The sequence below is a fragment of the Kitasatospora sp. NPDC033851 genome (assembly GCF_055576085.1).
The window spans coordinates 1-21007 of record NZ_JBVIRL010000029.1; the positions used below are offsets into that span (position 1 = coordinate 1).

Sequence of the window (21007 nt, forward strand, 5' to 3'; positions counted from 1 at the left end):
CGGTCCGATACCCGCTCACTCGCAGGTGACTTGACCTGCCCCACCCTCGCCACACCACAACCAACGAGAACAGCAAGACAAAGTCACCGGCATTGGGCCTAGCCCTCCAGCTGCCGGAGTTCTGCGGTGAGGTTGCTGCGGGCGGCGGTGCCGAGGCGCCCGCGGGCGGCGGGGGTGCGGTAGAGGGCCGGGAGCGCCAGGAGCCGGCGCAGGACGGCGGCCCGGCCGGTGCGGAAGTCCGGCTCGGGGACGAAGGCGTACTCCTCCCGAACGGCGGCCGCGTAGGCGGCGTAGGCCTCGGGGGTGCCGCCGAGGACGGCGAGGTCCGCGTCGCAGAGCACCTCGCCGTCGCGGTCGCCGGGGGCCGGGTCGTGGCCGATGGTGAGCAGGACCAGACGTTCGACCTCGGTGACGCGCGCGGCGGGCAGGCCGGCGGCGGTCAGCGCGCGGACGGCGAGGGCGGCGCTGCGCTCCTCGTTCTCGGTGCGGTCGGGCCGGTAGACGGCGTCGTGGAACCAGGCGGCGAGCCGGACGGCGTCGGGGTCGGCGGCGTGCCCGGCGAGCTCGTCGACGTGGTGCAGGACCGCGCGCAGGTGTTCGGTGGAGTGGTAGCGGCGGCGCGGGTCCGACCAGCGGCGCAGCAGTTCCCGGCCGTACGGTTCGGGGTCGTCGGTGGTGCCGCAGCGGTGCAGCAGGGCGGTCCAGGCGGTGAGCAGGTCCTCGGTCGGCATGGGGCACATTGTGTCGGGCCGTTCCGGTGGACGGGATGTGCCGGTTGACGATATATGTAGACGTATGACAGAACGCTCCATGCAGGAGCCGACGCTGCTTCTGCTCACCGCGCTGGCCGACGCCCCGAGGCACGGCTACGCGCTCATCCAGGAGATCGCCGCGATCTCGGACGGCCGGGTCAAGATGCGCACCGGCACGCTCTACGGCGCACTCGACCGGCTGCTGGGCCAGGGCCTCATCGAGGTCGCCGCCGAGGAGGTGGTGGACGGCCGCGCCCGGCGCAGCTACGCGCTGACCGACGCCGGCCGGGGTGCCCTCGCCGCCGAGGCCGGGCGCCTGCGTGCGGTCGCCACCGAGGCTGAACGCCGGCTGACGAAGATCCGGTCGATGCTGCCGGGGAAGGCCGGGCCGCAGGGGCGGCCCGCCGCGGGGGGAGGACTCTCATGACCATGCCGGTGATCGGTCCCGCGCCCTCGGCGGCGCTGCGGGCCGCGCTGCAGCTCTACCCGGCGCAGTACCGCCGTGACCGCGGTGAGGAACTGGCCGAGGTGTTCGCCGACACAGCGGCCGAGGGCGGTCGCACGGCGGTCGCCCGGGAGGTACTCGGCCTGGCGGCGTACGGGCTGCGGGTACGGCTCGGGCTGACCGGCGGTTCGGCGGCCGGCCGGTTGCTCGCGCTGGTGGCGCCGATGATCGCCGGTGCGGTGGTCGGGGCCACCATGGTGCCCTGGTTGGCCACCCTGGAACGGACCACCAGGTGGCTGGCCTGGGACGACTCGTTCGGCAACCACGTCCGGGCCTTCGGCCCGCCGGTGGCCGCGCTGCTGCTCGGGGTGGCGGCCCTGCTGGGGCGCTGGACGGCCGTTCGGGTCACCGCGCTGCTCCTGGGCGCCGTCGGGCTGTACGACCTGGGCGACGCCGCCTGGCGGACGTCCGGTCTCGACGCCTGGTGGGTCGGCTACGTCGGGATGGCCTCGCTGCCGTTCGTGGTGGCCGCGCTGCTGCTGGTCGCCGCGCCGACCGACCTGCTGCCCCGGCCGAACCTGCGGACCGCCGCTCTGGTGCTGGCCTCGATGGCCGCGGGCGGGCTGCTGGAGGCGGTCCAGAACTGGGACGACACGACCTTCCCGCTGGACCGTCAGTGGTTCGTGGTGATGCTGATCGCCCCGGTGCTGCTGACCTTCGCCGGGTTGCGCGGGCGGATGGGGCCGGCGGCGGTGGGGCTGGCGGTGCTGGTGCTGACCGGGCCCGGCAGCCTGTTCAACATCTGGCGGGGGTCCGGCGGGATGTCGCACCTGCTGCCGGTGGCGGTGCCGGTGGTGGCCCTGCTGGTGTTGGTGGCGGTGGCGGGCCACCGTTTCGGCCGGCGGGGAGCCGACGGGATGCTGCCGGGACGGGTGTGACGGGCGCCCCCGGCCCGGCGTGACCGGAACCGGGGGCGCGGTCTCGTCGGGGGCGGGCGGGTGTGGCAGGCTGTCTGATATGTCTAGACCAATTTTCGAAGTCATCGCGCTGACGCCCCAGGACGCCCAGGCCGCCGAGTCGGGCGGCGCCGACCGGCTCGAACTGGTCACCGACATGGCCGCCGACGGACTCACCCCGTCCGTCGAGGACTTCGCCCGGATCCGGGCCGCCGTCGGCATCCCGCTGCGCGTCATGCTCCGGATCCGGGACGGCTTCGCCCCCGGCGACCTGGACGAGCTGTGCGCCCGGGCCGCCGCGCTGCGGGCCGAGGGCGCCGAGGAGTTCGTCTTCGGCTTCCTCGACGCCGACGGCGCGGTCGACCCGGACGCCACCGCGACCGTCGCCCAGGCGGTGGCCGGCTGCCGCTGGACCTTCCACCGGGCGATCGACCACAGCGCCGACCGCGCCGCCCTGCGCGCCGCCGTCGGCGCGCTGCCCGGGCTGGACACCTTCCTCACCTCCGGCGCGGCCGCCGGGGTGGACGCCGGCCGCGAGGCGCTCTCGGCCGAGCTGGCCCGCGCCGGCGAGCCCGGCTACCGGCAGCGGATCCTGGTCGGCGGCGGCCTGCGGGCCGAGCACCTGAAGGGGCTGCGGGCGGAGGGCTTCGACGCCTTCCACGTCGGCGGCGCGGTGCGGGCCGACGGCTGGCGGACGCCGGTGGACGCGGCCAAGGTCGCCGAGTGGCGGGCGCTGATCGACGCCTGAGTGCACGCGAGAGGGCCGCCCCGCGGGCCGGCCCTCTTGCGCGCTACCGCAGCTGCTCGGGCAGCGGCTCGCCGTGCAGCACGGTCAGGCCGGAGACGGCGCGGGTCAGCGCCACGTACAGCCGCCGCAGGCCGGTCCGCTCGTCCGGCTCGCCGGCGATCACCGCGGCCGGCTCGTCCAGCACCACGTAGTCGTACTCCAGACCCTTGGCCAGCGAGGCCGGGACGAGGGTCAGCCGGGCCTCGGCGCTGGTCTCGGTGCCGGGGGAGAGGTACGGCAGCCCGGCCGCGGTCAGCGCCTCGGCGAACAGCGGGATCCGGGCGTCGGCGGCGATCAGGCCGGTCGAGCCCTCGTGCTCCAGCGCCTCCCGGCAGGCGGCGACCACCGCCTCGACCCCTTCCCCCTCGGTGACCTGGCGGATCGTCAGCGAGCCGGCGGTGTCACGGACCGAGGTGGCCGGGGCCAGGCCAGGGGCGATCGCCGGGAGCAGCCGGGAGGCGTACGCGATGACCTCCTCCGGCACCCGGAAGCCCTTGGTCAGCTCCTCGATGTGCGCGTCCGGCTTGCCCAGGTGGCGCAGCGCGTCCGGCCAGCTCGCCGTCGCCCACGGGGTGGTGCCCTGGGCGAGGTCGCCGAGGACGGTCGCCGAGCCGGTGGTGCAGCGGCGGCCGACCGCGCGGTACTGCATCGGGGAGAGGTCCTGCGCCTCGTCCAGCACCACGTGGCCGAGCGAGGGCGTGCGCTGCACCAGGTCCGTCGTCTCGTCCACCAGGACGGCGTCGGCCGGCGTCCAGCGGGCGGTCTTCACCGAGCGGCCTGGCTTGGGCCACAGCACCGCCTGCTGCTCCTCGGGCGTCAGCACGCCTTCGGCGCACTCGGCCAGGAACTCCGGGTCGGAGAGCAGCCGCAGCACCAGCTTCGCCGGGTCGACGGCCGGCCAGCACTCCTTGGCCACCGCCTTGACGGCGCTGTTGCGGGCCACCGCGTCCTGCACCCGGTCGTCGGGGGCCTCGCCGCCCTGCTCCATCTTCAGCAGCACGGCGTGCGCGATGCGCTGCGGCAGGGCGTCCCTGGCGGCGCCGTAGCGCACCTCGCGGCCCTTCAACTCCTCGATGATCTCGACGAGTTCGTACACCGGGACGCGCCAGCGGCGGGAGCCGCGGACCACCACGCAGGGCTCGGTGGGCAGCCTGATGCCGGCCCGCACCGCCCGGCGCAGCACCTCGGCCATCCGGGCGTCGCCCTTCAGCCGGGCCGACTCCGGGCTGTCCTCGCCCCGGACCTCGACGTGCCCGACCAGCTGCTGCACGGTGGCCTGGGCGACGTCCAGCTCGCCGAGGGCCGGGAGCACCTGCTCGATGTAGGAGAGGAAGGCGTTGTTCGGCCCGATCACCAGGGTGCCGGTACGGGCCAGGCGCTCGCGGTGCGCGTACAGCAGGAACGCGACGCGGTGCAGGCCGACGGCGGTCTTCCCGGTGCCCGGCGCCCCCTGGACGCAGATGGTGCCCGTCACGTCGGAGCGGACGATCTCGTCCTGCTCGGGCTGGATGGTGGCCACGATGTCGCGCATCGGCCCGACGCGGGGCTTCTCGATCTCGGCGGCGAGCAGGGCGGAGGTGCCCTCCGTCTCCGTGGGGTCGGTGAGGTGCTCGTCCTCGTAGGCGGTGAGCTCGCCGCCGGTGTAGCCGAAGCGGCGGCGGCGCTCGACGTCCAGCGGCTCGGTGCGGCTGGCCCGGTAGAACGGCTGGGAGACCGGCGCGCGCCAGTCGATCACCATCGGGTCGCCGTCGGCGTCGTGGACGTGGCGGCGGCCGATGTAGAAGTTCTCCCCTCCCCCGCCCTCGCTCAGTTCCTCGCTGATCGCGTGCAGGTAGTCGAGGCGGCCGAAGAAGAGCGGGGTGTGGGAGAGGTCGGCCAGGGCGGCGATCCGGGCCTCGATCTGGTTGTGGAGGACGGCGGCGGACACCCAGGTGCCGGTCACGTCGCGCAGGTCGAGCGACTCGACGTCCTCGCGCATCGCTCGCAGCGCGGACCGGGACGCGGCCAGGTGCTCGCGTTCGCGCTGGAGGGGGTCGGTGGTGGGGGTGGCAGGCACAGCGAACCTTCCCGGCTGCCCCGGTGGCGGGCGCAGCGGATCGATGGAGCTCACGGTGGGGTACAGCCGACCGGTTGCCGTGCGGTCGGCGCCTCCCCCGGCTGCCTGCGGGACTTCAGCAGGTACCACGGTTCGGGAGGGGGCAGACGGACGATCTTAGACCCGTCCGTCTCGGGGTTCCAGCCCCGCAGGTCTCAGGGGGCGCCGTACACCCGGAGGACGAGGGCCGCCGAGGCGGATACGGCCTTTGGAGTGATGCCCGCAGCCGTCCGGGTGCCTACCGTTGAAGACATGAGCACCGAAACCCACACCCCCCGTACGGGCCCGGCCGGCGCGACCGCCGTCCAGGGCCGCCACCGCAACCCGCTGAGCACCGCCGTCCGCAACGTCGGCATCGCCCTGGACACCGCCGCGCGCGTGATCTTCCTCGGGCGCGACGGTGTCCGCTACTGAGCGTTCCCGCCGTTACAGCACGTCGTCCGCGTCCATGATCCGGTACGCGTAGCCCTGCTCGGCGAGGAAGCGCTGCCGGTGGGCGGCGAAGTCCTGGTCCACGGTGTCCCGGGCGACCACCGAGTAGAAGTGGGCCGCATGGCCGTCCGCCTTGGGACGCAGCACGCGGCCGAGGCGCTGGGCCTCCTCCTGGCGGGAGCCGAAGGTCCCGGAGACCTGGATGGCCACCGTCGCCTCGGGCAGGTCGATCGAGAAGTTCGCGACCTTGGAGACCACCAGGACGCCGATCTCCTTGTTCCGGAAGGCGTCGAAGAGCTTCTCGCGCTGGGCGTTGCTGGTCTCGCCCTTGATCACCGGGGCGTCCAGGGTCTCACCGAGCTCGTCCAGCTGGTCGATGTACTGGCCGATGATCAGCGTCTGGTCCTTCTCGTGCTTCTTGACCAGCGCCTCCACCACCCGCCGCTTGGTCGCCGTGGTGGCGCAGAAGCGGTAGCGCTCCTCCGGTTCGGCGGTCGCGTAGGCGAGCCGCTCGGAGTCGGTCAGGGTGACCCTGACCTCGCAGCAGTCGGCGGGCGCGATGTAGCCCTGCGCCTCGATCTCCTTCCACGGCGCGTCGAAGCGCTTGGGACCGATCAGGCTGAACACGTCGCCCTCGCGGCCGTCCTCGCGCACCAGCGTCGCGGTCAGGCCGAGTCGGCGGCGGGCCTGCAGGTTGGCCGTGAACTTGAACACCGGGGCGGGCAGCAGGTGCACCTCGTCGTAGACCACCAGGCCCCAGTTGCGGGCGTCGAAGAGCTCCAGGTGCGCGTAGACGCCCTTCCGCTTGGTGGTCATCACCTGGTAGGTGGCGATGGTGACCGGACGGATCTCCTTGCGCGTGCCGCTGTACTCGCCGATCTCGTCCTCGGTGAGCGAGGTGCGCTTGACCAGCTCGTGCTTCCACTGGCGGGCCGACACGGTGTTGGTGACCAGGATCAGCGTGGTCGACTTGGCGTGCGCCATCGCGGCCGCGCCGACCAGCGTCTTGCCGGCCCCGCAGGGCAGCACGACGACGCCGGAGCCGCCGTGCCAGAAGCCCTCGACGGCCTGCGACTGGTAGGGGCGCAGCTGCCAGCCGTCCTCGTCGAGTTCGATCGGGTGCGCCTCGCCGTCCACGTACCCGGCGAAGTCCTCGGCGGGCCAGCCGAGCTTGAGCAGCACCTGCTTGATCTGCCCGCGCTCGGAGGGGTGCACCACCACGGTGTCCGGGTCGACCCGGTCGCCGACCAGCGGGGCGATCTTCTTGGAGCGCAGCACCTCCTCCAGCACCGGCCGGTCGGTGGTGCTGAGCACCAGCCCGTGCGTCGGGTGCTTGACCAGCTGGAGCCGGCCGTACCGGCCCATGGTGTCGGCCACGTCCACCAGCAGTGCGTGCGGCACCGGGTAGCGCGAGTACGTCACCAGGGCGTCCACCACCTGCTCGGCGTCGTGGCCGGCCGCCCGCGCGTTCCACAGCCCGAGCGGGGTCACCCGGTACGTGTGCACGTGCTCGGGTGCCCGCTCCAACTCGGCGAACGGCGCGATGGCGCGACGGCAGTCGGCGGCCTTGGGGTGGTCGATCTCCAGGAGGAGAGTTTTGTCGCTCTGGACGATGAGCGGTCCGTCGTTCACGCGGGGAAGCCCTCCACTGGCTGACAGGGTGGATTGACGCAGACCCTCCAGTGTCGCGCATTCCGCCGCCGACGTGGACCCGCTCTGTGGACCCGCTCCGTGGACCGGCTCTGTGGACGGGCAGGTGGAACGGGTGCCTCCGGGAGCTACGGCCCGGGGGTCACTTCCACCCGGGGGTCACTTCCATTCGTAGATCCGGCCGGTGATCTTGCCGCCGGCGTCGGTGTCGAACTCGAAGAGGCCGACGACAGCGTTGAGGCGTTCGAGTTGTGGTGCGACGGTGGAGAAGAAGATCGCGCCCCGGAACTCGGTGCTGCCGGCCTCGGTGAAGTGGCCGATGCCGCTGCCGTGCCAGCTGACGCCCTGGCCGTCGGCGGTCATGTCGACGCCCTGGCCCTCGCCGAAGAGGGAGCCGTCGGCGCGCAGTTCGGACTCGTAGGTGCCGATGGTGTTGACCGCCGTGCCGTAGTAGCTGGCGGTGCCCCGGATGGACACCTCGACGATCGGGTGCCCGTCGCCGACGGAGAGGACCCGTCGACCGGTCTCCTCGCCCTGGATCTCGCCGATGAGTTCGCCGAGCATGGTGGGTGCCTCCTTTGTCGAGAACCCCCCTGTTCCCGGACTACGCCGGTGGGAGCGGGCCGTCAAACGGGCCGAGTGACCACCGTGCGTACTCGCTCGTTGAGCTGGTCATGAAGAAGTCGAAGCGCGTTCTCACCGCCCTCGCCCTGATGGGCACGGCCTTCGCCGCCACCGCCTCCTCGGCCGGGTCCGCCCACGCTCTCGCGGGCATCGGCGAGGGGCCCGGCGGCCTGCTCGCGGCGCCGGGCTTCCTGCTCGCGGACACCGTCACCGGGGGTGAGATGCCGGTCGGGCAGGGGCAGATCGGCAGCCTGGCGGACCAGGCGGTCAAGGAGAAGATGAAGGAGTCGCAGGGGCACTGACGGCCCGACCGGCGCCCTACTCCTCCAACTCCGCGACGCCGGTGATGCGGTGGAGGGCGAAGGTGCGGAGTTCGTCGGCGTGGTGGTCGAAGGCGGTGACGAAGCCGCCCTCGACCTTGACCGGGTCGATGATGCGCTGGCTGGCGATGCCCTCGGCGTTGAGGTAGCCGATCCACATCCGCTCGCCGAGGAGGACGGCCGTCTGGAGGGCGGCCAGGGTCTCGGCGGCGGCCGTGCGCGGGAGCCGGCGCGGGTCGGCGGTGGGTTCGCGGCGGGTGGCAGTGGCCGCGCGGTCGCCGGCCCGGATGGCCTTGATGGCGGCGGCGAGGAGGACGTCGTCGGGGGTGGGCGGGCCGTCGGGGACGGGGACGGGCGCGGTCCGGGGCGGGGTGCGGTGGCTATCCGGGCGGGTGATCAGCACGTCGCCCTCGGCGGATTCGGCGGCCGGCGCGTAGCCCATGGCGCGGAGCGTCGCGAGCAGGACGTCCGGGGCGGCCTGGGAGGCCAGGACGGTGGAGGCGAGCAGTCGCAGCCGCAGGTCGGCGGAGCGGCGGTCGGCGAGCACCTCGTTCAGCAGGGCCGGGTCGTCGCAGCGCAGGTAGGAGGAGGCGGCGCCGACCCGCAGGATGCCGTGCCGGCGGGCGACGTCGTCGATCAGGTACGTGAGCGGCTGCGGGACGGGCGTACGGCTGTGCTGCTCCAGGAAGGTGCGCAGGTCGGCGGCGGTGCGCCCGGCGTCGAGGGCGCGGCGCACGGACGCCGGGGTGAAGCGGTAGACGGTGGCGCCGCCCTTGGACTCGACGTCGGCGCACAGGGCGAGGGCGTGGGCGAGCGGGGTGAGCAGCGGGCCGGGGGCGATCGCGGTGAGGTCCGGCTGGAGGATGACGTGGTCCAGCGGCTTCGGGAGCAGCGGGGCGAGCACCTCGGCCGGGTCGGCCTCGGCGGTGAGCAGGGCGCGGGCGGGGGCGGCGAGGGCGCCGCGGCCGGTGACGCCGAGGAGTTCGGCCTCGTCGAGGGTCCAGGCGGTGAGTTCGTCGCGCAGGTCGCGGCCGTCCGGGCCGGTCGGGCCGCCGCGCAGCGGGCGCTGCCAGCGCAGGGCGGGGAGCAGCTCCTCGGCGGTGGCCGCGGTGCCGGGCGGGAGTTCGGCGAGCAGCGCGAGGGCGGCGCGGCGGACGGACGGGGCGAGAGTGCGGTCGAGTTCGGGGCCGAGGGCGGCGCGCGGCCTGCCCTTGCCGTCCTGGGTGCCGGTGAGGGCCGGGACGCGGGTGGCGGCGAGCCAGGCGGTGGCGAGGACGGACCAGCGCTCGGCGGTGTCCAGCTGCAGCCAGGCGTCGTACCGAGGGGTGGGGGCCCAGCGTTCGTCCACCCCGCCGTCGGGGGCCAGCAGGCCGGCGGCGTAGGAGAGTTCGAGCCAGAACGCGGTCTGCTGCTCGGTGGCCTCCAGGGCCTGGGCGGCGCGCTTGAGGTCGCGGACGCCGAGGCCGCCGGCGCGCAGGGTGAGCGGCGGGGTGAGGCCCCAGCCGTCCAGCAGCTCCTCGATCGTCTTGACGGCGGTGTGGGCCTGCCCGGCCGCGGCGCTGTCCACCACCTGGGGATCGCGCGGGGCGGCGGCGGGCGCGGGCTCGGGCTGGACCGGTTCGACGGTGCGGTGGGTGCGGCCGCCGCGCAGGTGCAGGGCGAGTTCGCGGGGCAGCACGACGCTGCCGGGGCTGGTGGGCAGCAGCAGGCCGCGGGCGAGCAGCCACTCGACGGGGCTCTGCGCGTCCTCGGCGGTGACCGGGCGGACGGCGTCCGGGACGGTGCCGGTGGGCGGCCCCCAGACCAGCCGCTCCAGCAGCCGCAGTGCGGGCTCGGGGGCGGTGTCGAGCAGCGCGGTGCAGGCGTCGCGGTCGGTGAGCAGCGCGGTGAGCGCGGCGACGGCGGTGACCGGGTCCGGGGTGGCGGGCCGGCCCGCCGAGGCGAGCAGCTGCTGCAGCCGGGCCGGGGACATGCCGACGGTGGCTTCGGCGAGGGTCGGGCCGAGGCCGGTGCGGCCGGGATTGGCGGCCGTCGGGGCGAGTGCCTCGCGGACGGCGAGGACCAGTCGCAGGCCGTTGTCCGGGCCCCAGAGCAGCGCCCGGTCGCGCAGGGTGGCGATCGCGCGGGGCAGGGCGGCGGCCACGGCGGACCGGTCGGCCGGGGTGAGCGGGGTCGCGCCGGGGTGCGGCTTGACCTTGGCCGGGCCGGTCAGCAGGGAGCGGACGGTGGCCAGGGAGGTGCCGTCCGGGGCGGTGGCCAGAGCCTCGGCGGCCTGCAGGGTGAAGCGGTCCAGCCGCTCCAGGGCGCGCAGCGCGGAGGCGCGCGAGGAGAGCCGGGCGGACAGCTGGGTCAGGTCGCCGGGGACCGGGTTCAGCAGGTCGGGACGGGAGCGGAGCAGGGCGGCGAGCGCGTCGTCGGGACGGGCGCGCAGCTCCTCGGCGAGGGTGCGCGGGCCGGCGGCGGACCTGCCCCGGCGTTGGTGGCCCTGCTGTGTGGTCATTCGACCTAGGTTAGTCGGGCGGGCGGACGGCGAGGTGTCCCGGACACCGCCCGGACCGGCCGGTGCCCCGCGCCGGCCGTCGGACTCGCGTGGGTGGGGGCGGGGTGGGTAGCGTCACGCCGAGGGCGGTTCGGTGGGCGGCCGCGCTCTCCATGGGCGAGCCGGGCGAGGCGGGGTGTCGGTGATGACGGACGGCGAGTGGTGGCGCAAGAGCGGGCCGTGGAGCGAGCGTCCGGTCGGGGGTGCGGAGGACCGGGCCGCGCGGGGCGGAGCGTCGGGGGCGTCGGGCGCCGGGTCCGTGCCGCCCGCGCCGTCGGTGCCGCCGGCCGTGCCCGCTCACGATCCTGACAGCGTGTACGACCCGCCGGCGCCGAGCGCGGCCGGGATCCCGTCCGTCCCGCTGAACCCGCCGGACGTGGTGGACGCCGAGGCGCGGGCGTCCGCCATCCCGCCGCCGACGGTGAGCAGCACCGGCCCGTGGACCATGACGGTGTTCGACTTCTCGGACGGGCCGGAGCCCGCGCCGAAGCCGATCCCCGATCAGCGTGCGCCGGGCGAGCCCGCGGACCCGGCCGAGTCCGCCGCGCAGCCGGTGGAGCCCGGGGCGGACCCGAAGACGCTGCGGAAGTCGAAGAAGCTGCGGAAGGCCAGGGGCAAGGCGGCTGGGCAGGCCCCCGCCGCCGGAGCGCCCAAGGCTCCCGCAGGGGGGAAGGGCGCGGGCAAGGATGCCGGTGCCCGCAAGGTGTCCCCGCTGATCCTGCTCTCCAGCGTCCTGCTGGTCGGCGGCGCGGTCACCGGCTTCTTCCCGGTGATGCTGGCGGGCTGGGGCCTCGGCTACCTGTCCCGCCAGCTCTCTGATCTGATGCGCAAGTTCGCGATCCTCGGGATTCCGCTGATCACGATGAGCGCGACCACCCTGTACGCCATGCAGCACGCCAAGCAGGGCGGCGGCCAGGGCGGCGGGCTGCAGTCGGGCTCCCCGCTGGGGCAGATCGGCTGGTCGTCGGCCCCGAACGTGCTGCGGGCGTCGGCGGTGATCTCCGCGGTGGTCCTGCTGCTGGTCGGCATGCGCCGCCGTCCGCCGCAGCAGCAGGGCTGAGGCGGGGGCGGGGGATCGCGCAGCGGGAGCGCCTTGACGCCGGAGAGCACCGGGATGAGCTGGAACCGCCGAGCTGTTCCGACCGTCGGGCGCGGGGTGAAGCACCGCCGCGGCAGGGCCGGCACCCCTTCCCGTACGGGGGTTAACACCCGTACGGGAAGGGTGCTTTCCCCGTTCTTCGGGCCGCCCGGCCGCACCAGACTCGGGGCATGCCCACACAGCCCTTGACGATGACCGAGGCCCCTGCCACCACCACCGCCCCCACCATCACCACCCCGCAGGCGGGCAGCGGTGGCAGCGACTTCGCCCAGTTGAGCCGCCGGATCGCCGCCGAGGGCCTGCTCGACCGGCGCCCCGGCTACTACGCCGCCCGGATCGCCCTGGTGCTCGCCGCGTTCGTCGGCGGCTGGTACGCCCTGTTCGCGCTGGGCGACACCTGGTGGCAGCTCGGCCTGGCGGCGGCGATGTCCCTCGTCTTCGCCCAGGTCGCCCTGCTGTCTCACGATCTGGCGCATCGTCAGGTCTTCACCCGGCGCCTGCCGAGCGAGATCGGCGGCCGGATCGCCGCCAACCTGCTGATGGGCATGAGCTACGGCTGGTGGATGAACAAGCACACCCGCCACCACGCCAACCCGAACCACGAGGAACGGGACCCGGACGTCTCCCCCGACCTGGTCGTGTGGTCCAAGCGGCAGGCCCGGGAGGCCGGCGGCCTCGCCCGGTTCATCGGCCGCCGACAGGCCTACCTGTTCGTCCCGTTGCTCCTGCTGGAGGGCCTCAACCTCAGCTTCAACAGCTTCCGCGCGCTGCGCAGCCCCACGATGAAGCGGCCGCTGCTGGAGGGCGTGCTGCTGGTCGTGCACTTCGTGGCCTACTTCGGCCTGATCTTCGCCGCGCTTCCGACCGGCAAGGCGATCGCCTTCTTTGCCGTGCACCAGGCGCTGCTCGGGGTGTACCTGGGCTGCGTCTTCGCCCCGAACCACAAGGGCATGCTGATGGTGACACCCGAGATGAAGCTGGACTTCCTGCGCCGCCAGGTGCTCACCTCGCGCAATGTGCGGGGCGGCGCGGTCGTCGACTCGGTGATGGGCGGCCTCAACTACCAGGTGGAGCACCACCTGTTCCCCAGCATGCCGACTCCGGCGCTCGGCCGGGCCGCCCGGATCACCCGGGAGTTCTGCGCGGAGCAGGGCATCCCGTACTACGAGGTGGGCCTGCTCCGTTCGTACCGCGAGATCTTCGCCCACCTGCACCGGACGGGAGAGCCGATCCGCTCCGGCGAGTGAGGCAGGGGAGTGGGAGTGGGAATGGGAGTGGAGGTGGGGAGTGGGAAGTCGGTGGGGCCGACTTCCCACTCCGGCATGCCGGGCGGCGTGGTGGTCGAATTCGTCGGCTTTGACACCCCTGGAGGAGGGCCGTCACCGCCCCCCGGCTCAGCTCTTCTTCTCGAATCCGGCGAGCAGGGCGCGCGGGTCGAAGGTGACCCGGATCCGGGCGATCTTCCCGTCCTCCACGTGCATCCAGTTCACCGTCGGCGTGGGCTCCGCGATGCTGGTGTTCAGCTCGAACCAGGTGATCACCTCGTCGCCCTCGGCGACGCGCACCTTCACGTCGATCTTCTCCAGCACCCGGCCGAGCCCCTGCAGTCCGGCCAGTGCCTGCTCCACGCCGCTGGCGGTTCCCAGTGCCCCGACGAAGTCCACGTCGTCGGCCAGCAGTCCCCGGATGGTCTCGAAGTCGCCCGCCTCCCAGGCGGTGAAGTAGGTCTCGGCAAGCTCGCGTGCGTTCTTCGTCGTCGTCATGTCTCCATCGTTCTGCGCGGCGGGCAATCCGTCCAACAGATGGATCCGATACCTTCTATCATCATGAGTTATGGAGATGCATCAGCTGCGCTACCTCGCCGCCGTGGTCGACGAGGGGACCTTCACCGCCGCCGCCCGTCGCCTGCACGTGAGCCAGTCCGGTGTCAGTACCCAGGTGGCCAAGCTGGAAAAGGAGTTGGGCCAGCAACTGCTCGACCGATCCGGCCGCCAGGTCCGCCTCACCCCGGCCGGGGAGGCCGTTCTCCCGCTGGCGAAGAGCGCCCTCGCCACCCTGGACGCCATCCGGCACACCGCCGCCGAGTTCGCCGACGCGGTGCGCGGCCGGGTCCGGCTCGGCATGATCATGGGCTGCTCGATCCCGCCGTTCCTCGACGTGGTCGCCGATCTCGGCCGTACCCACCCCGGCATCGAACTGAGCCTGCACGAGGGCCACTCCGACCTGCTCCAGGCGCAGGTCCTGTCCGGTGCCCTCGACCTGGCCCTGATCGGCTACGCGGGCGAGGCTCCGGCGGGCCTCGACGCCGGCGTCGTCGTGGACGAGCAGATCGCCGCCGTCGTCCCGACCGGGCATGCGCTCGACCGGCCCGGACTGACCCTCGCCGACCTGCGCGGCGAGAAGATCCTCTGCCTCTCCCCGGGCACCGGCATCCGCTCCGCCTACGAGCGATCCTGCGCGCAGCTCGGCCTCGACCCGCGGGTGGACATCGACGCCAGTTCCCCGGTCGCCGTCCTCCGTCTCGCCGAACGCGGAGCCGGCGTCGCGGTCCTCAGCCCCTCCTCCGTCGAGGGCCCCGGCCTGAGCACCATGGTGATCGCGGACGCTGCCGTCCGTTCCTGCCTCGCGCTCGTCAGCCGCCCCGACCAGCACTCCCCGGCCGTCCGGGTCCTGCGCGCCAAACTCCGGGCGGCGTTGGGCTCCGAGTGATCGTCGGACAACCCCCTCCCCGCCCCAAGGACGCCACCAGCCCGTCCGACAACCTCACGTGGAACTCCTCGATCTTCACGGGCCGGGGCACCCGGGGGTCTGCCTCGACGCCGGCAACACCCGTGACAACATCGTCCAGCGCGGCTCCAGCAAGCTCGCGGACACCCTGTCCTGACGGACTTCCCGGGGGGCTGTGGCTTCTCGCGGCTCCCCCCGGGTGGGGGTCAGGCCTTCCAGTGCGGGTCCCGGCCCGAGGCGGCGAGCGCGCGGTCCCAGGTGGAGGCGTCGTCCGGCAGTGCCACCGCTTCGGCGAAGCCCTCGTACTGCCGGTACAGCTCGGCGTTCTCCTCGACGATCTCCAGTGCCATCGCGGCGAGTTGCTCATCGACCGAGATCTCCGCACCGACGGTCCGGGCGACGTCCCAGCCGTGCAGCACCAGCTCCAGGATCAGCATCCGGGCGATGCCCACCGCCGGCATCGGTGAGCCGCCGAGGTCGACGTCGCCCTCCCAGGCGGCCGGATCGGCCCAGGCGGCGACCGCCCGCTCCAGCTGCGCCCCGTACGCGGAGCGCCAGTCGGCCTCGGCGGTGAAGTCCCGCTCGATCAGCTCCTGGGGCAGCTCGGTGCGCCGGGCCCGGTGCTCCAGGCCGTGGGAGGTGTAGAGCACCCAGTGATTGATCAGCGCGCGGGTGTCGAAACCCGTGCAGGGCGTCGGGGCGTCCGACGCGAAGCCGGCCGGGACGGCGGTGGCGACCTCGGCCGCAGCGGTGGCGGCGCGGGCCAGGACGGGGTGCATCGGGTGGACGTTCATGTGACCGATCCTGCACCGGCCGGAAGGTCCGGGTCTTGAAGAAACGCGACGCTACCCTGGCGGCCATGGACTCCGCCGACTCTCCCGATCTCGGCCGCGGCGTGCTGCACCCGGCCCGGGCAGCCGAGCTGATCAGCGTGGAGCGCCTGGCGCCCGATCCCGCGGTGGCGCGGTTCGTCGAGTACTACTGGCTGGTGCGCTGGGACCTGCACGGCCTGCCGTCGTACGAGCAGAAGGTGCTCGCCCACCCGAACGTCCATCTGGTCTTCGAGGCCCCCCGGGCCCGGGTCTACGGGGTGGACCGCTCGCTCTTCGTCCGTCGGCTGGAGGGGACCGGGCACGTGTTGGGCGTGAAGTTCCGCCCCGGGGCCTTCCGCCCCTTCGCGGGCCGTCCGGTGAGTGCGCTGGCCGACCGGTCCGTCCCCGCCGTCGAGTTCTTCGGGCCCGCTGCCGACCGCCTCGACGCGGCCCTGCTGGGCGGCGAAGGGGCCGACCCGGCGGCCCTCGCCGACGCCTTCCTGCTGCCCCGGCTGCCCGCGCCCGACCCGGTCGCGGACGAGGTCGCCGCGATGGTGGAGCGCATCACCGGCTCGCCGGATCTCTGCCGGGTGGACGATCTGGCCGCCGAGTTCGGGCTCGGCGTCCGACGCCTCCAGCGCCTGTTCGCCGAGTACGTCGGCGCCTCCCCGAAGTGGGTGCTGCGCCGCGCCCGGCTCCACGAGGCGGCCGAACGGGCGAGCGGCGGCGGCGAGTTGGACCTGGCCGCGCTCGCCGCCGAACTGGGCTACGCCGACCAGGCCCATCTCACCCGCGACTTCACGGCCGTGGTCGGCGAGCCCCCGGCCCGTTACGCGGCGGCGGGCTGACCGGCTTCCGCCGCGGCGGCAGCAGCGGCCCGGCCCTTGGCGCTGGCCCGCTTGGCGTAGGCGATGGTGAAGTACACCAGCCCGCCGAGCACCACGTACGGAAGGATGTTGTTGACCGTCACCACCGTGCCGTGCGACAGGGTGTAGACCAGCACGATCCGCAGCGCGGCCTCCAGGATGAACGCCACGCCCCACACGATGGTCAGGTTGCGCTGGACCAGGCGGAAGCCCGGGTACTGCCACATCGAGTTCCACCAGGCGACCATCTCCGGCGTGCCGTCGGTGGCGAACTTGCGCCCGAAGTAGAACATGATCGGCTTCGGTGCGGCGAGCGAGCCCAGGTAGAACACGCCGAGCAGGCCGGAGACGAAGGAGTCCTTGGCCAGCAGCATCTTCGGGTCCTGCGGCCCGATCAGCGCGACCACCAGGGTCAGGGCGACGAACACCAGGGAGACGACGGCGAACTCGTCGATCCGGCGGTGCCAGAGGAGGTAGATCACGGTGTCGACCACCGGTCCCAGGCCCGAGAGCAGGATCGCGGTGGATTCGCTGTAGCCGTGGTCGTGCAGCTGGTTGTAGATCAGGATCGGTGCGACGACGTTGAAGCCGATGCTGATCAGCCAGCCGAGGGCGGCGGCCCCGCCCTTGCGGGCAGGAGCCTGTGGAGCTGCGGTAGTTGACACGGTGTCGTCCCCGGAGAGTGAGCGGCGAGTTACCGGCTCATTCTGACGGGCCCGCAGGTCAAGCGCCTAACTCCAGAACCGAATCGTGATCGATCGTGCCCGAGCGGGCCGCTGCCTCGGCCCGCCCGTGCGCTCACGCCCCGAGGAAGCGCTGCAGTTCGTCCAGCAGGTAGTTGGCCCCGGTGTAGCCGATCCCCTGGAACCACAGCTGGTCGTCCACCGGGAACGCCCGGTGCGCCCGGACCGCCCCCAGCGCCTGCCAACCCGGGCTCGCCAGCGTCGCGTTGAGGCCCGCCGGCTCCGGGTCGCCGTACGTCGCGTACAGCAGCAGGTCGCCGTCGGCCTTCCCGATCTGGTCCGGGGGGACCTCGAAGTCCGACTGGTCGACGTTCTGCGGGTCCGGCCGTCCCACCTGGGCATCGGCGAGCACGCTGCCGGGGAAGCTCTGCCGGCCGTACAGCCGGATCCCGCCGCCCTCCACGAACCGCACCAGGCTCACCTTGCGCCCGGACAGTTTCGCCGCGGACAGGGCCTGCGCGACCTGGCCGGCGTGCTTCTGGTACGCGCCGACGAAGGCCGCGCCGGCGGCCTCCCGGCTCAGTGCCTGGGCGTGCAGCTGGAAGTTGGCCTTCCAGGGGGCGCCGGTGGTCTGGGTGAGCACGGTGGGGGCGAGTTCGCGCAGTTGGTCGTACCGGTCGCCGTCGCGGGTCTGGTTGGAGAGGATCAGGTCCGGTCGCAGGGCCCGCACGGTCGGCAGGTCGGGTGATCCGGCGGGGCCGACGAGCCGGATCCCGGCGGTCCGGAGGGTCGGCCAGTAGTCGGGGTACCGGGTGTCGTGGGCGGGGAGCGCGGCGCCGATCGGGGTGATGCCGAGGGTCAGCGCGGAGTCGAGCACGTCGGTGTCCAGGACGACCACCCGCATCGGCTTGCCCGGCACCAGGACCGGCCCGGTGGCGGTGTTCACGGTCACCGGGGGCAGCTGGGTGGCGGTCGGCGAGGCGGTCGCGTCGAGGCTGTCGGCGGTGGCCGGGGCCGGGGGCCGGGTGGTGCCGCCCGTGCAGGCCGCGAGCGCGGCCCCGCCGAGGCCGGTGAGCAGGGTGCGGCGGGCGATCCGGGGCATCGGCGGTCCTCAGGGGGCGCGGCGGAGTCGGGGTGCCGTCGATTATGTCCGAAATGGCACCTGAAGTGCCGTTAAGCGTGCCGTCAGGCGTCCACCGCCGCCGTCGCCGTGGTTGAGGCCCACGGAGCGCCCGGAACGACCAGCGGTGTGCCCGTCACCGGATCCGGCACCACCACCGAGTCCAGCCCGAACACCTCCCGCACCAGCTCCGCCGTCACCACCTCCCCGGGCGCGCCCTGCGCCACCACCCGGCCGTCCCGCATCGCCACCAGATGATCGGCGTAGCGGGCGGCCTGGTTGAGGTCGTGCAGCACGGCGACGACCGTCCGCCCGCGCTCGACGTTCAGCCGGCGGACCAGGTCCAGCACCTCCACCTGGTGCGCGATGTCCAGGTAGGTGGTCGGCTCGTCCAGCAGCAGGATGTCGGTGCCCTGGGCGAGCGCCATCGCGATCCAGGCGCGCTGGCGCTGGCCGCCCGACAGCTCGTCCATGCTGCGCTCGGCGAGTTCCGCGGTGGAGGTGCGCTCCAGCGCCTCCGAGACCGCCGCCTCGTCCTCCGGCGACCACTGCTGCCACCAGCTCTGGTGCGGCTGGCGGCCGCGCGAGACCAGGTCGGCCACCGAGATGCCCTCCGGGGCGGTCGGCGACTGCGGCAGCAGGCCGAGCCGCTGGGCGATCCGCTTGGTCGGGATCCGCGCCAGCTCCTCGCCGTCCAGCAGCACCGCGCCCCGGACCGGCTTCAGCAGCCGCCCGAGGGCCCGCAGCAGGGTCGACTTGCCGCAGGCGTTCGGGCCGACGATCACCGTCACCCGCCCGTCGGGGACGCGGATGTCCAGGCCCTCGACGACCGTGCGCGCCTCGTAGGCCAGGGTGAGGCCCCGGGCCTCCAGACGGTGAGCGGACGGCTGGTGGGCGGACATCAGGAACCTCCACGGCGGGATCGGATCAGCAGCCACATCAGGTACGGCGCGCCGACCATGCCGGTCACCACGCCCACCGGCAGCTCGGTCGGCGCCAGCAGCCGCCGGGCGATCAGGTCGGCGAGGACGACCACCAGCGCGCCGGTCAGCGCCGAGCAGAACAGCGGGACCTGCGCCGAGCGGGCCAGCCGCAGCGCGATCTGCGGTGCCATCAGCGCGACGAAGTCCACCGGCCCGGCGGCCCCGGCCGCGCAGGAGGCCAGCACGATGCCCAACAGCGCCATGCCCAGCCGGATCCGGTCCAGCCGCAGGCCCAGGCCCACGGCGGTCGCGTCGTCGAAGGAGATCGACCGCTGGGCGCGGGCCGCCCACAGCGCGACCGGGACGGCGGCGAGCAGCACCCAGGCGAGCCGGCCGGCCTGCTCGTAGCCGGAGCCGTTCAGGCTGCCCGTCATCCAGACCTTCGCGGCCTGCGCCTGGAAGCCGTCGCCCTTGGTGAGGAAGACGGAGGTGAGCGAGGACAGGGCGACGCTGATCCCGATGCCGATCAGCACGAAGCGCTGCGCGTGCAGCCCGCGCCGCCAGGCCAGCGCGTACACCAGCAGCCCGGCGACCAGCCCGCCGGCCACCGCCGCGTACGGCGCCTCGCCGGTCGAGCCCACCACCCCGTACGCCATCAGGCCGACCACGGTCGAGGTCGCGCCCCAGGTCACGCCCACCACGTCGGGGCTGGCCAGCGGATTGCGGGCGACGGTCTGGATCAGCGCCCCGGCCACGCCGAGCGCCGTGCCGACCAGCAGTCCGACCACCACCCGGGGCAGCCGGAACTCGCCGACCACCAGTTCGTCCGGGCTCGGCTGCCCGAGCACCACCTTCACCACCTCGGCCGGCGACACGGTGGACTCGCCGAGGCACAGCGAGGCCACCACCGTCCCGGCGAGGGCCACCAGCAACCCGGTCGCGACGAACGCCGAGCGCCGGTGCAGCAGGAGGGAAGCCCGCCCGGCCCGCACCACGGAGTAGCCGCGCAGCGAAAGGCCGCTCCCGCCGGAGGAGAGGGTGTTCACGCGGCGACCACCTTCCGGCGGCGGACCAGGGCCACCAGCACCGGGACGCCGACCAGGGCCGTCATCACGCCCGCCGGGACCTCGGACGGCGGGAACAGGACCCGGCCGAGGGTGTCGGCGAGCAGCAGGAGGGCCGGGCCGAGGACCGCGGAGAAGGCGAGGATCCAGCGGTGGTCGGCACCGGCGACGGCGCGGGCCGCGTGCGGGACGGCGAGGCCGACGAAGGCGATCGGGCCGGCCGCCGCGACCGCCGAACCGGTCAGGACGGTCGCGCCGAGGGCGCCGACCGCCCGGGCCAGGCCGGTCTTCGCGCCCAGCCCCTTCGCCGTGTCGTCGCCGAGCGCCAGCGCGTCCAGTCCGCGCGCCACCGCGACGACCAGGACGGTGCCGACCGCCAGGAACGGCAGCAACTGCCAGGCCACGTCCGAGGTCCGTCCGGAGAGCGAGCCGACGTGCCAGAAGCGGAACCGGTCCATGGTGGCCGCGTCCGTGGTCAGCACCAGGGCGATGAGCGAGGCGATGAAGGCGGACATCGCCGAGCCGGCCAGCGCCAGCTTGATCGGCGTCGCCCCGCCCCGGCCGCGTCCGGCGAGGCCGTAGACCAGCATGGTGGCGATCAACGCGCCCGCGAAGCCGAACCAGACGTACCCGGTGAGGGTGGAGATGCCGAAGCCGGAGATGGCGACCACCACGCCGGCCGCCGCGCCCTGGGAGACGCCGAGGATCCCGGGGTCGGCGATCGGGTTGCGGGTCAGGCCCTGCATGACGGCCCCGGCCAGGCCGAGCGCGGCGCCGACGGCCAGGCCGACCACCGTGCGCGGCACCCGCAGCTCGCGGATCACCACGGCGTCGGCGGTGCTGCCGCCGTGCAGCAGGGCGTCGAGGGTCTCGCCGAACGGGACGGTGCGGCTGCCGACCGCGAGGCTCAGCAGCACCGCGGCGGCCAGCACGGCCAGTGCGGCGGCGAGCCACGGTAATCGGCGCCGAGGCGCGCGGTACGGCGTGCCGGGCGTGCCGGGCGTGCCGGGCGTGCCGGGCGCGCCGGGCGGGCTGGGCGGTGCGGTGGTGTCGTCGGTCATGGGCCCTCTCCGCAGACAACTCAGGTAAACCTAAGTTCCGCCGCGAAGCCGG

21 protein-coding genes are annotated in these 21007 nt (G+C 73.8%); 9 read left to right on the forward strand and 12 right to left on the reverse strand.

The features are described 5' to 3' along the window. Nucleotides 1-98: 98 nt before the first annotated feature. A complete protein-coding gene (locus ACZ51D_RS35940; RefSeq protein WP_465616385.1) occupies nucleotides 99-731 on the reverse strand; it encodes an HD domain-containing protein in 633 nt (210 codons plus the stop codon). 64 nt (nucleotides 732-795) lie between these two features. On the opposite strand from ACZ51D_RS35940, the gene ACZ51D_RS35945 reads away from it, so the two are divergent. The 3 genes from ACZ51D_RS35945 to ACZ51D_RS35955 all read left to right on the forward strand — a co-directional run bounded on the left by ACZ51D_RS35945 (nucleotide 796) and on the right by ACZ51D_RS35955 (nucleotide 2901). Beyond that, entirely contained in the window at nucleotides 796-1179 is a 384-nt protein-coding gene (locus tag ACZ51D_RS35945) for a PadR family transcriptional regulator (protein ID WP_465616387.1), read from the forward strand. Continuing rightward, nucleotides 1176-2135, forward strand: a complete 960-nt coding sequence (locus ACZ51D_RS35950) for a hypothetical protein (protein WP_465664660.1) — start codon at nucleotides 1176-1178, stop codon at nucleotides 2133-2135. The genes ACZ51D_RS35945 and ACZ51D_RS35950 overlap by 4 nt, the downstream gene beginning before the upstream one ends. A gap of 79 nt (nucleotides 2136-2214) precedes the next feature. Next, a complete protein-coding gene (locus ACZ51D_RS35955; protein ID WP_465664661.1) occupies nucleotides 2215-2901 on the forward strand; it encodes a copper homeostasis protein CutC in 687 nt (228 codons plus the stop codon). 43 nt (nucleotides 2902-2944) lie between these two features. On the opposite strand, the gene ACZ51D_RS35960 is transcribed toward ACZ51D_RS35955, so the two are convergent. Then, complete coding sequence (locus tag ACZ51D_RS35960) at nucleotides 2945-4996, reverse strand: HelD family protein (protein WP_465616393.1); 2052 nt, start codon at nucleotides 4994-4996, stop codon at nucleotides 2945-2947. A gap of 291 nt (nucleotides 4997-5287) precedes the next feature. Between ACZ51D_RS35960 and ACZ51D_RS35965 the strand changes: the two genes are divergently transcribed. Further along, complete coding sequence (locus ACZ51D_RS35965; protein ID WP_360494753.1) at nucleotides 5288-5449, forward strand: hypothetical protein; 162 nt, start codon at nucleotides 5288-5290, stop codon at nucleotides 5447-5449. A 12-nt stretch (nucleotides 5450-5461) separates the two neighbouring features. Here ACZ51D_RS35965 and ACZ51D_RS35970 read toward each other — a convergent pair whose 3' ends face one another. Both ACZ51D_RS35970 and ACZ51D_RS35975 read right to left on the reverse strand, forming a co-directional pair. Next, nucleotides 5462-7099, reverse strand: coding sequence for a DNA repair helicase XPB (locus ACZ51D_RS35970; protein WP_465664662.1), 1638 nt, complete (start codon nucleotides 7097-7099; stop codon nucleotides 5462-5464). Between the two features lie 177 nt (nucleotides 7100-7276). Beyond that, the gene (locus ACZ51D_RS35975; RefSeq protein WP_360494747.1) at nucleotides 7277-7681 is read right to left on the reverse strand and encodes a hypothetical protein; all 405 of its coding nucleotides are present in this window, start codon (nucleotides 7679-7681) and stop codon (nucleotides 7277-7279) included. A gap of 110 nt (nucleotides 7682-7791) precedes the next feature. Here ACZ51D_RS35975 and ACZ51D_RS35980 point away from each other — a divergent pair, with 110 nt between their 5' ends. After that, a complete protein-coding gene (locus tag ACZ51D_RS35980; protein ID WP_360494744.1) occupies nucleotides 7792-8043 on the forward strand; it encodes a hypothetical protein in 252 nt (83 codons plus the stop codon). A gap of 16 nt (nucleotides 8044-8059) precedes the next feature. Here the strand turns inward: ACZ51D_RS35980 and ACZ51D_RS35985 are convergent, their stop codons facing one another. After that, complete coding sequence (locus tag ACZ51D_RS35985; RefSeq protein ID WP_465664663.1) at nucleotides 8060-10561, reverse strand: helicase-associated domain-containing protein; 2502 nt, start codon at nucleotides 10559-10561, stop codon at nucleotides 8060-8062. A gap of 352 nt (nucleotides 10562-10913) precedes the next feature. Between ACZ51D_RS35985 and ACZ51D_RS35990 the strand changes: the two genes are divergently transcribed. Together ACZ51D_RS35990 and ACZ51D_RS35995 are read left to right on the forward strand one after the other, a co-directional pair. Beyond that, nucleotides 10914-11660, forward strand: a complete 747-nt coding sequence (locus tag ACZ51D_RS35990) for a hypothetical protein (protein ID WP_465664664.1) — start codon at nucleotides 10914-10916, stop codon at nucleotides 11658-11660. Between the two features lie 209 nt (nucleotides 11661-11869). Further along, nucleotides 11870-12946, forward strand: a complete 1077-nt coding sequence (locus tag ACZ51D_RS35995; RefSeq protein WP_465616402.1) for a fatty acid desaturase family protein — start codon at nucleotides 11870-11872, stop codon at nucleotides 12944-12946. Nucleotides 12947-13093: 147 nt separating this feature from the next. On the opposite strand, the gene ACZ51D_RS36000 is transcribed toward ACZ51D_RS35995, so the two are convergent. Further along, a complete protein-coding gene (locus ACZ51D_RS36000) occupies nucleotides 13094-13462 on the reverse strand; it encodes a nuclear transport factor 2 family protein (protein ID WP_360494735.1) in 369 nt (122 codons plus the stop codon). Between the two features lie 70 nt (nucleotides 13463-13532). Between ACZ51D_RS36000 and ACZ51D_RS36005 the strand changes: the two genes are divergently transcribed. Continuing rightward, entirely contained in the window at nucleotides 13533-14408 is an 876-nt protein-coding gene (locus tag ACZ51D_RS36005) for a LysR family transcriptional regulator (RefSeq protein WP_465616404.1), read from the forward strand. Nucleotides 14409-14632: 224 nt separating this feature from the next. On the opposite strand, the gene ACZ51D_RS36010 is transcribed toward ACZ51D_RS36005, so the two are convergent. Beyond that, nucleotides 14633-15220: a TIGR03086 family metal-binding protein gene (locus tag ACZ51D_RS36010; protein ID WP_465616406.1), complete on the reverse strand. Its 588-nt coding sequence runs from the start codon at nucleotides 15218-15220 to the stop codon at nucleotides 14633-14635. A 65-nt stretch (nucleotides 15221-15285) separates the two neighbouring features. Between ACZ51D_RS36010 and ACZ51D_RS36015 the strand changes: the two genes are divergently transcribed. Then, nucleotides 15286-16086: an AraC family transcriptional regulator gene (locus tag ACZ51D_RS36015; protein WP_465616408.1), complete on the forward strand. Its 801-nt coding sequence runs from the start codon at nucleotides 15286-15288 to the stop codon at nucleotides 16084-16086. Here ACZ51D_RS36015 and ACZ51D_RS36020 read toward each other — a convergent pair. From ACZ51D_RS36020 to ACZ51D_RS36040, 5 genes are all read right to left on the reverse strand, one after another. Next, nucleotides 16068-16769, reverse strand: a complete 702-nt coding sequence (locus ACZ51D_RS36020) for a VC0807 family protein (protein ID WP_465616410.1) — start codon at nucleotides 16767-16769, stop codon at nucleotides 16068-16070. The two genes, ACZ51D_RS36015 and ACZ51D_RS36020, sit on opposite strands and share 19 nt — an antisense overlap. Nucleotides 16770-16902: 133 nt before the next feature. Continuing rightward, nucleotides 16903-17889 (reverse strand): ABC transporter substrate-binding protein, encoded by a 987-nt coding sequence (locus ACZ51D_RS36025; RefSeq protein WP_465616415.1) that lies wholly within the window; start codon nucleotides 17887-17889, stop codon nucleotides 16903-16905. A gap of 83 nt (nucleotides 17890-17972) precedes the next feature. Further along, complete coding sequence (locus ACZ51D_RS36030; protein ID WP_465616417.1) at nucleotides 17973-18809, reverse strand: ABC transporter ATP-binding protein; 837 nt, start codon at nucleotides 18807-18809, stop codon at nucleotides 17973-17975. Next, a complete protein-coding gene (locus ACZ51D_RS36035) occupies nucleotides 18809-19876 on the reverse strand; it encodes a FecCD family ABC transporter permease (protein WP_465616419.1) in 1068 nt (355 codons plus the stop codon). Before ACZ51D_RS36035 ends, ACZ51D_RS36030 begins: the two co-directional genes overlap by 1 nt. Next, the gene (locus tag ACZ51D_RS36040) at nucleotides 19873-20955 is read right to left on the reverse strand and encodes a FecCD family ABC transporter permease (protein WP_465664665.1); all 1083 of its coding nucleotides are present in this window, start codon (nucleotides 20953-20955) and stop codon (nucleotides 19873-19875) included. The genes ACZ51D_RS36035 and ACZ51D_RS36040 overlap by 4 nt, the downstream gene beginning before the upstream one ends. Nucleotides 20956-21007: the final 52 nt, after the last annotated feature.

What these genes read in the sequence shown, in the direction of transcription:
- ACZ51D_RS35985 (WP_465664663.1), bottom strand. Translation starts at nt 10,561, where the DNA reads ATGACCACACAGCAGGGCCACCAACGCCGGGGCAGGTCCGCCGCCGGC.
- ACZ51D_RS35980 (WP_360494744.1), top strand. Translation starts at nt 7,792, where the DNA reads ATGAAGAAGTCGAAGCGCGTTCTCACCGCCCTCGCCCTGATGGGCACG.
- ACZ51D_RS35945 (WP_465616387.1), top strand. Translation starts at nt 796, where the DNA reads ATGACAGAACGCTCCATGCAGGAGCCGACGCTGCTTCTGCTCACCGCG.
- ACZ51D_RS36005 (WP_465616404.1), top strand. Translation starts at nt 13,533, where the DNA reads ATGGAGATGCATCAGCTGCGCTACCTCGCCGCCGTGGTCGACGAGGGG.
- ACZ51D_RS35940 (WP_465616385.1), bottom strand. Translation starts at nt 731, where the DNA reads ATGCCGACCGAGGACCTGCTCACCGCCTGGACCGCCCTGCTGCACCGC.
- ACZ51D_RS36030 (WP_465616417.1), bottom strand. Translation starts at nt 18,809, where the DNA reads ATGTCCGCCCACCAGCCGTCCGCTCACCGTCTGGAGGCCCGGGGCCTC.
- ACZ51D_RS36040 (WP_465664665.1), bottom strand. Translation starts at nt 20,955, where the DNA reads ATGACCGACGACACCACCGCACCGCCCAGCCCGCCCGGCGCGCCCGGC.
- ACZ51D_RS35950 (WP_465664660.1), top strand. Translation starts at nt 1,176, where the DNA reads ATGACCATGCCGGTGATCGGTCCCGCGCCCTCGGCGGCGCTGCGGGCC.
- ACZ51D_RS35965 (WP_360494753.1), top strand. Translation starts at nt 5,288, where the DNA reads ATGAGCACCGAAACCCACACCCCCCGTACGGGCCCGGCCGGCGCGACC.
- ACZ51D_RS36010 (WP_465616406.1), bottom strand. Translation starts at nt 15,220, where the DNA reads ATGAACGTCCACCCGATGCACCCCGTCCTGGCCCGCGCCGCCACCGCT.
- ACZ51D_RS36000 (WP_360494735.1), bottom strand. Translation starts at nt 13,462, where the DNA reads ATGACGACGACGAAGAACGCACGCGAGCTTGCCGAGACCTACTTCACC.
- ACZ51D_RS36025 (WP_465616415.1), bottom strand. Translation starts at nt 17,889, where the DNA reads ATGCCCCGGATCGCCCGCCGCACCCTGCTCACCGGCCTCGGCGGGGCC.
- ACZ51D_RS36015 (WP_465616408.1), top strand. Translation starts at nt 15,286, where the DNA reads ATGGACTCCGCCGACTCTCCCGATCTCGGCCGCGGCGTGCTGCACCCG.
- ACZ51D_RS35995 (WP_465616402.1), top strand. Translation starts at nt 11,870, where the DNA reads ATGCCCACACAGCCCTTGACGATGACCGAGGCCCCTGCCACCACCACC.
- ACZ51D_RS35955 (WP_465664661.1), top strand. Translation starts at nt 2,215, where the DNA reads ATGTCTAGACCAATTTTCGAAGTCATCGCGCTGACGCCCCAGGACGCC.
- ACZ51D_RS35975 (WP_360494747.1), bottom strand. Translation starts at nt 7,681, where the DNA reads ATGCTCGGCGAACTCATCGGCGAGATCCAGGGCGAGGAGACCGGTCGA.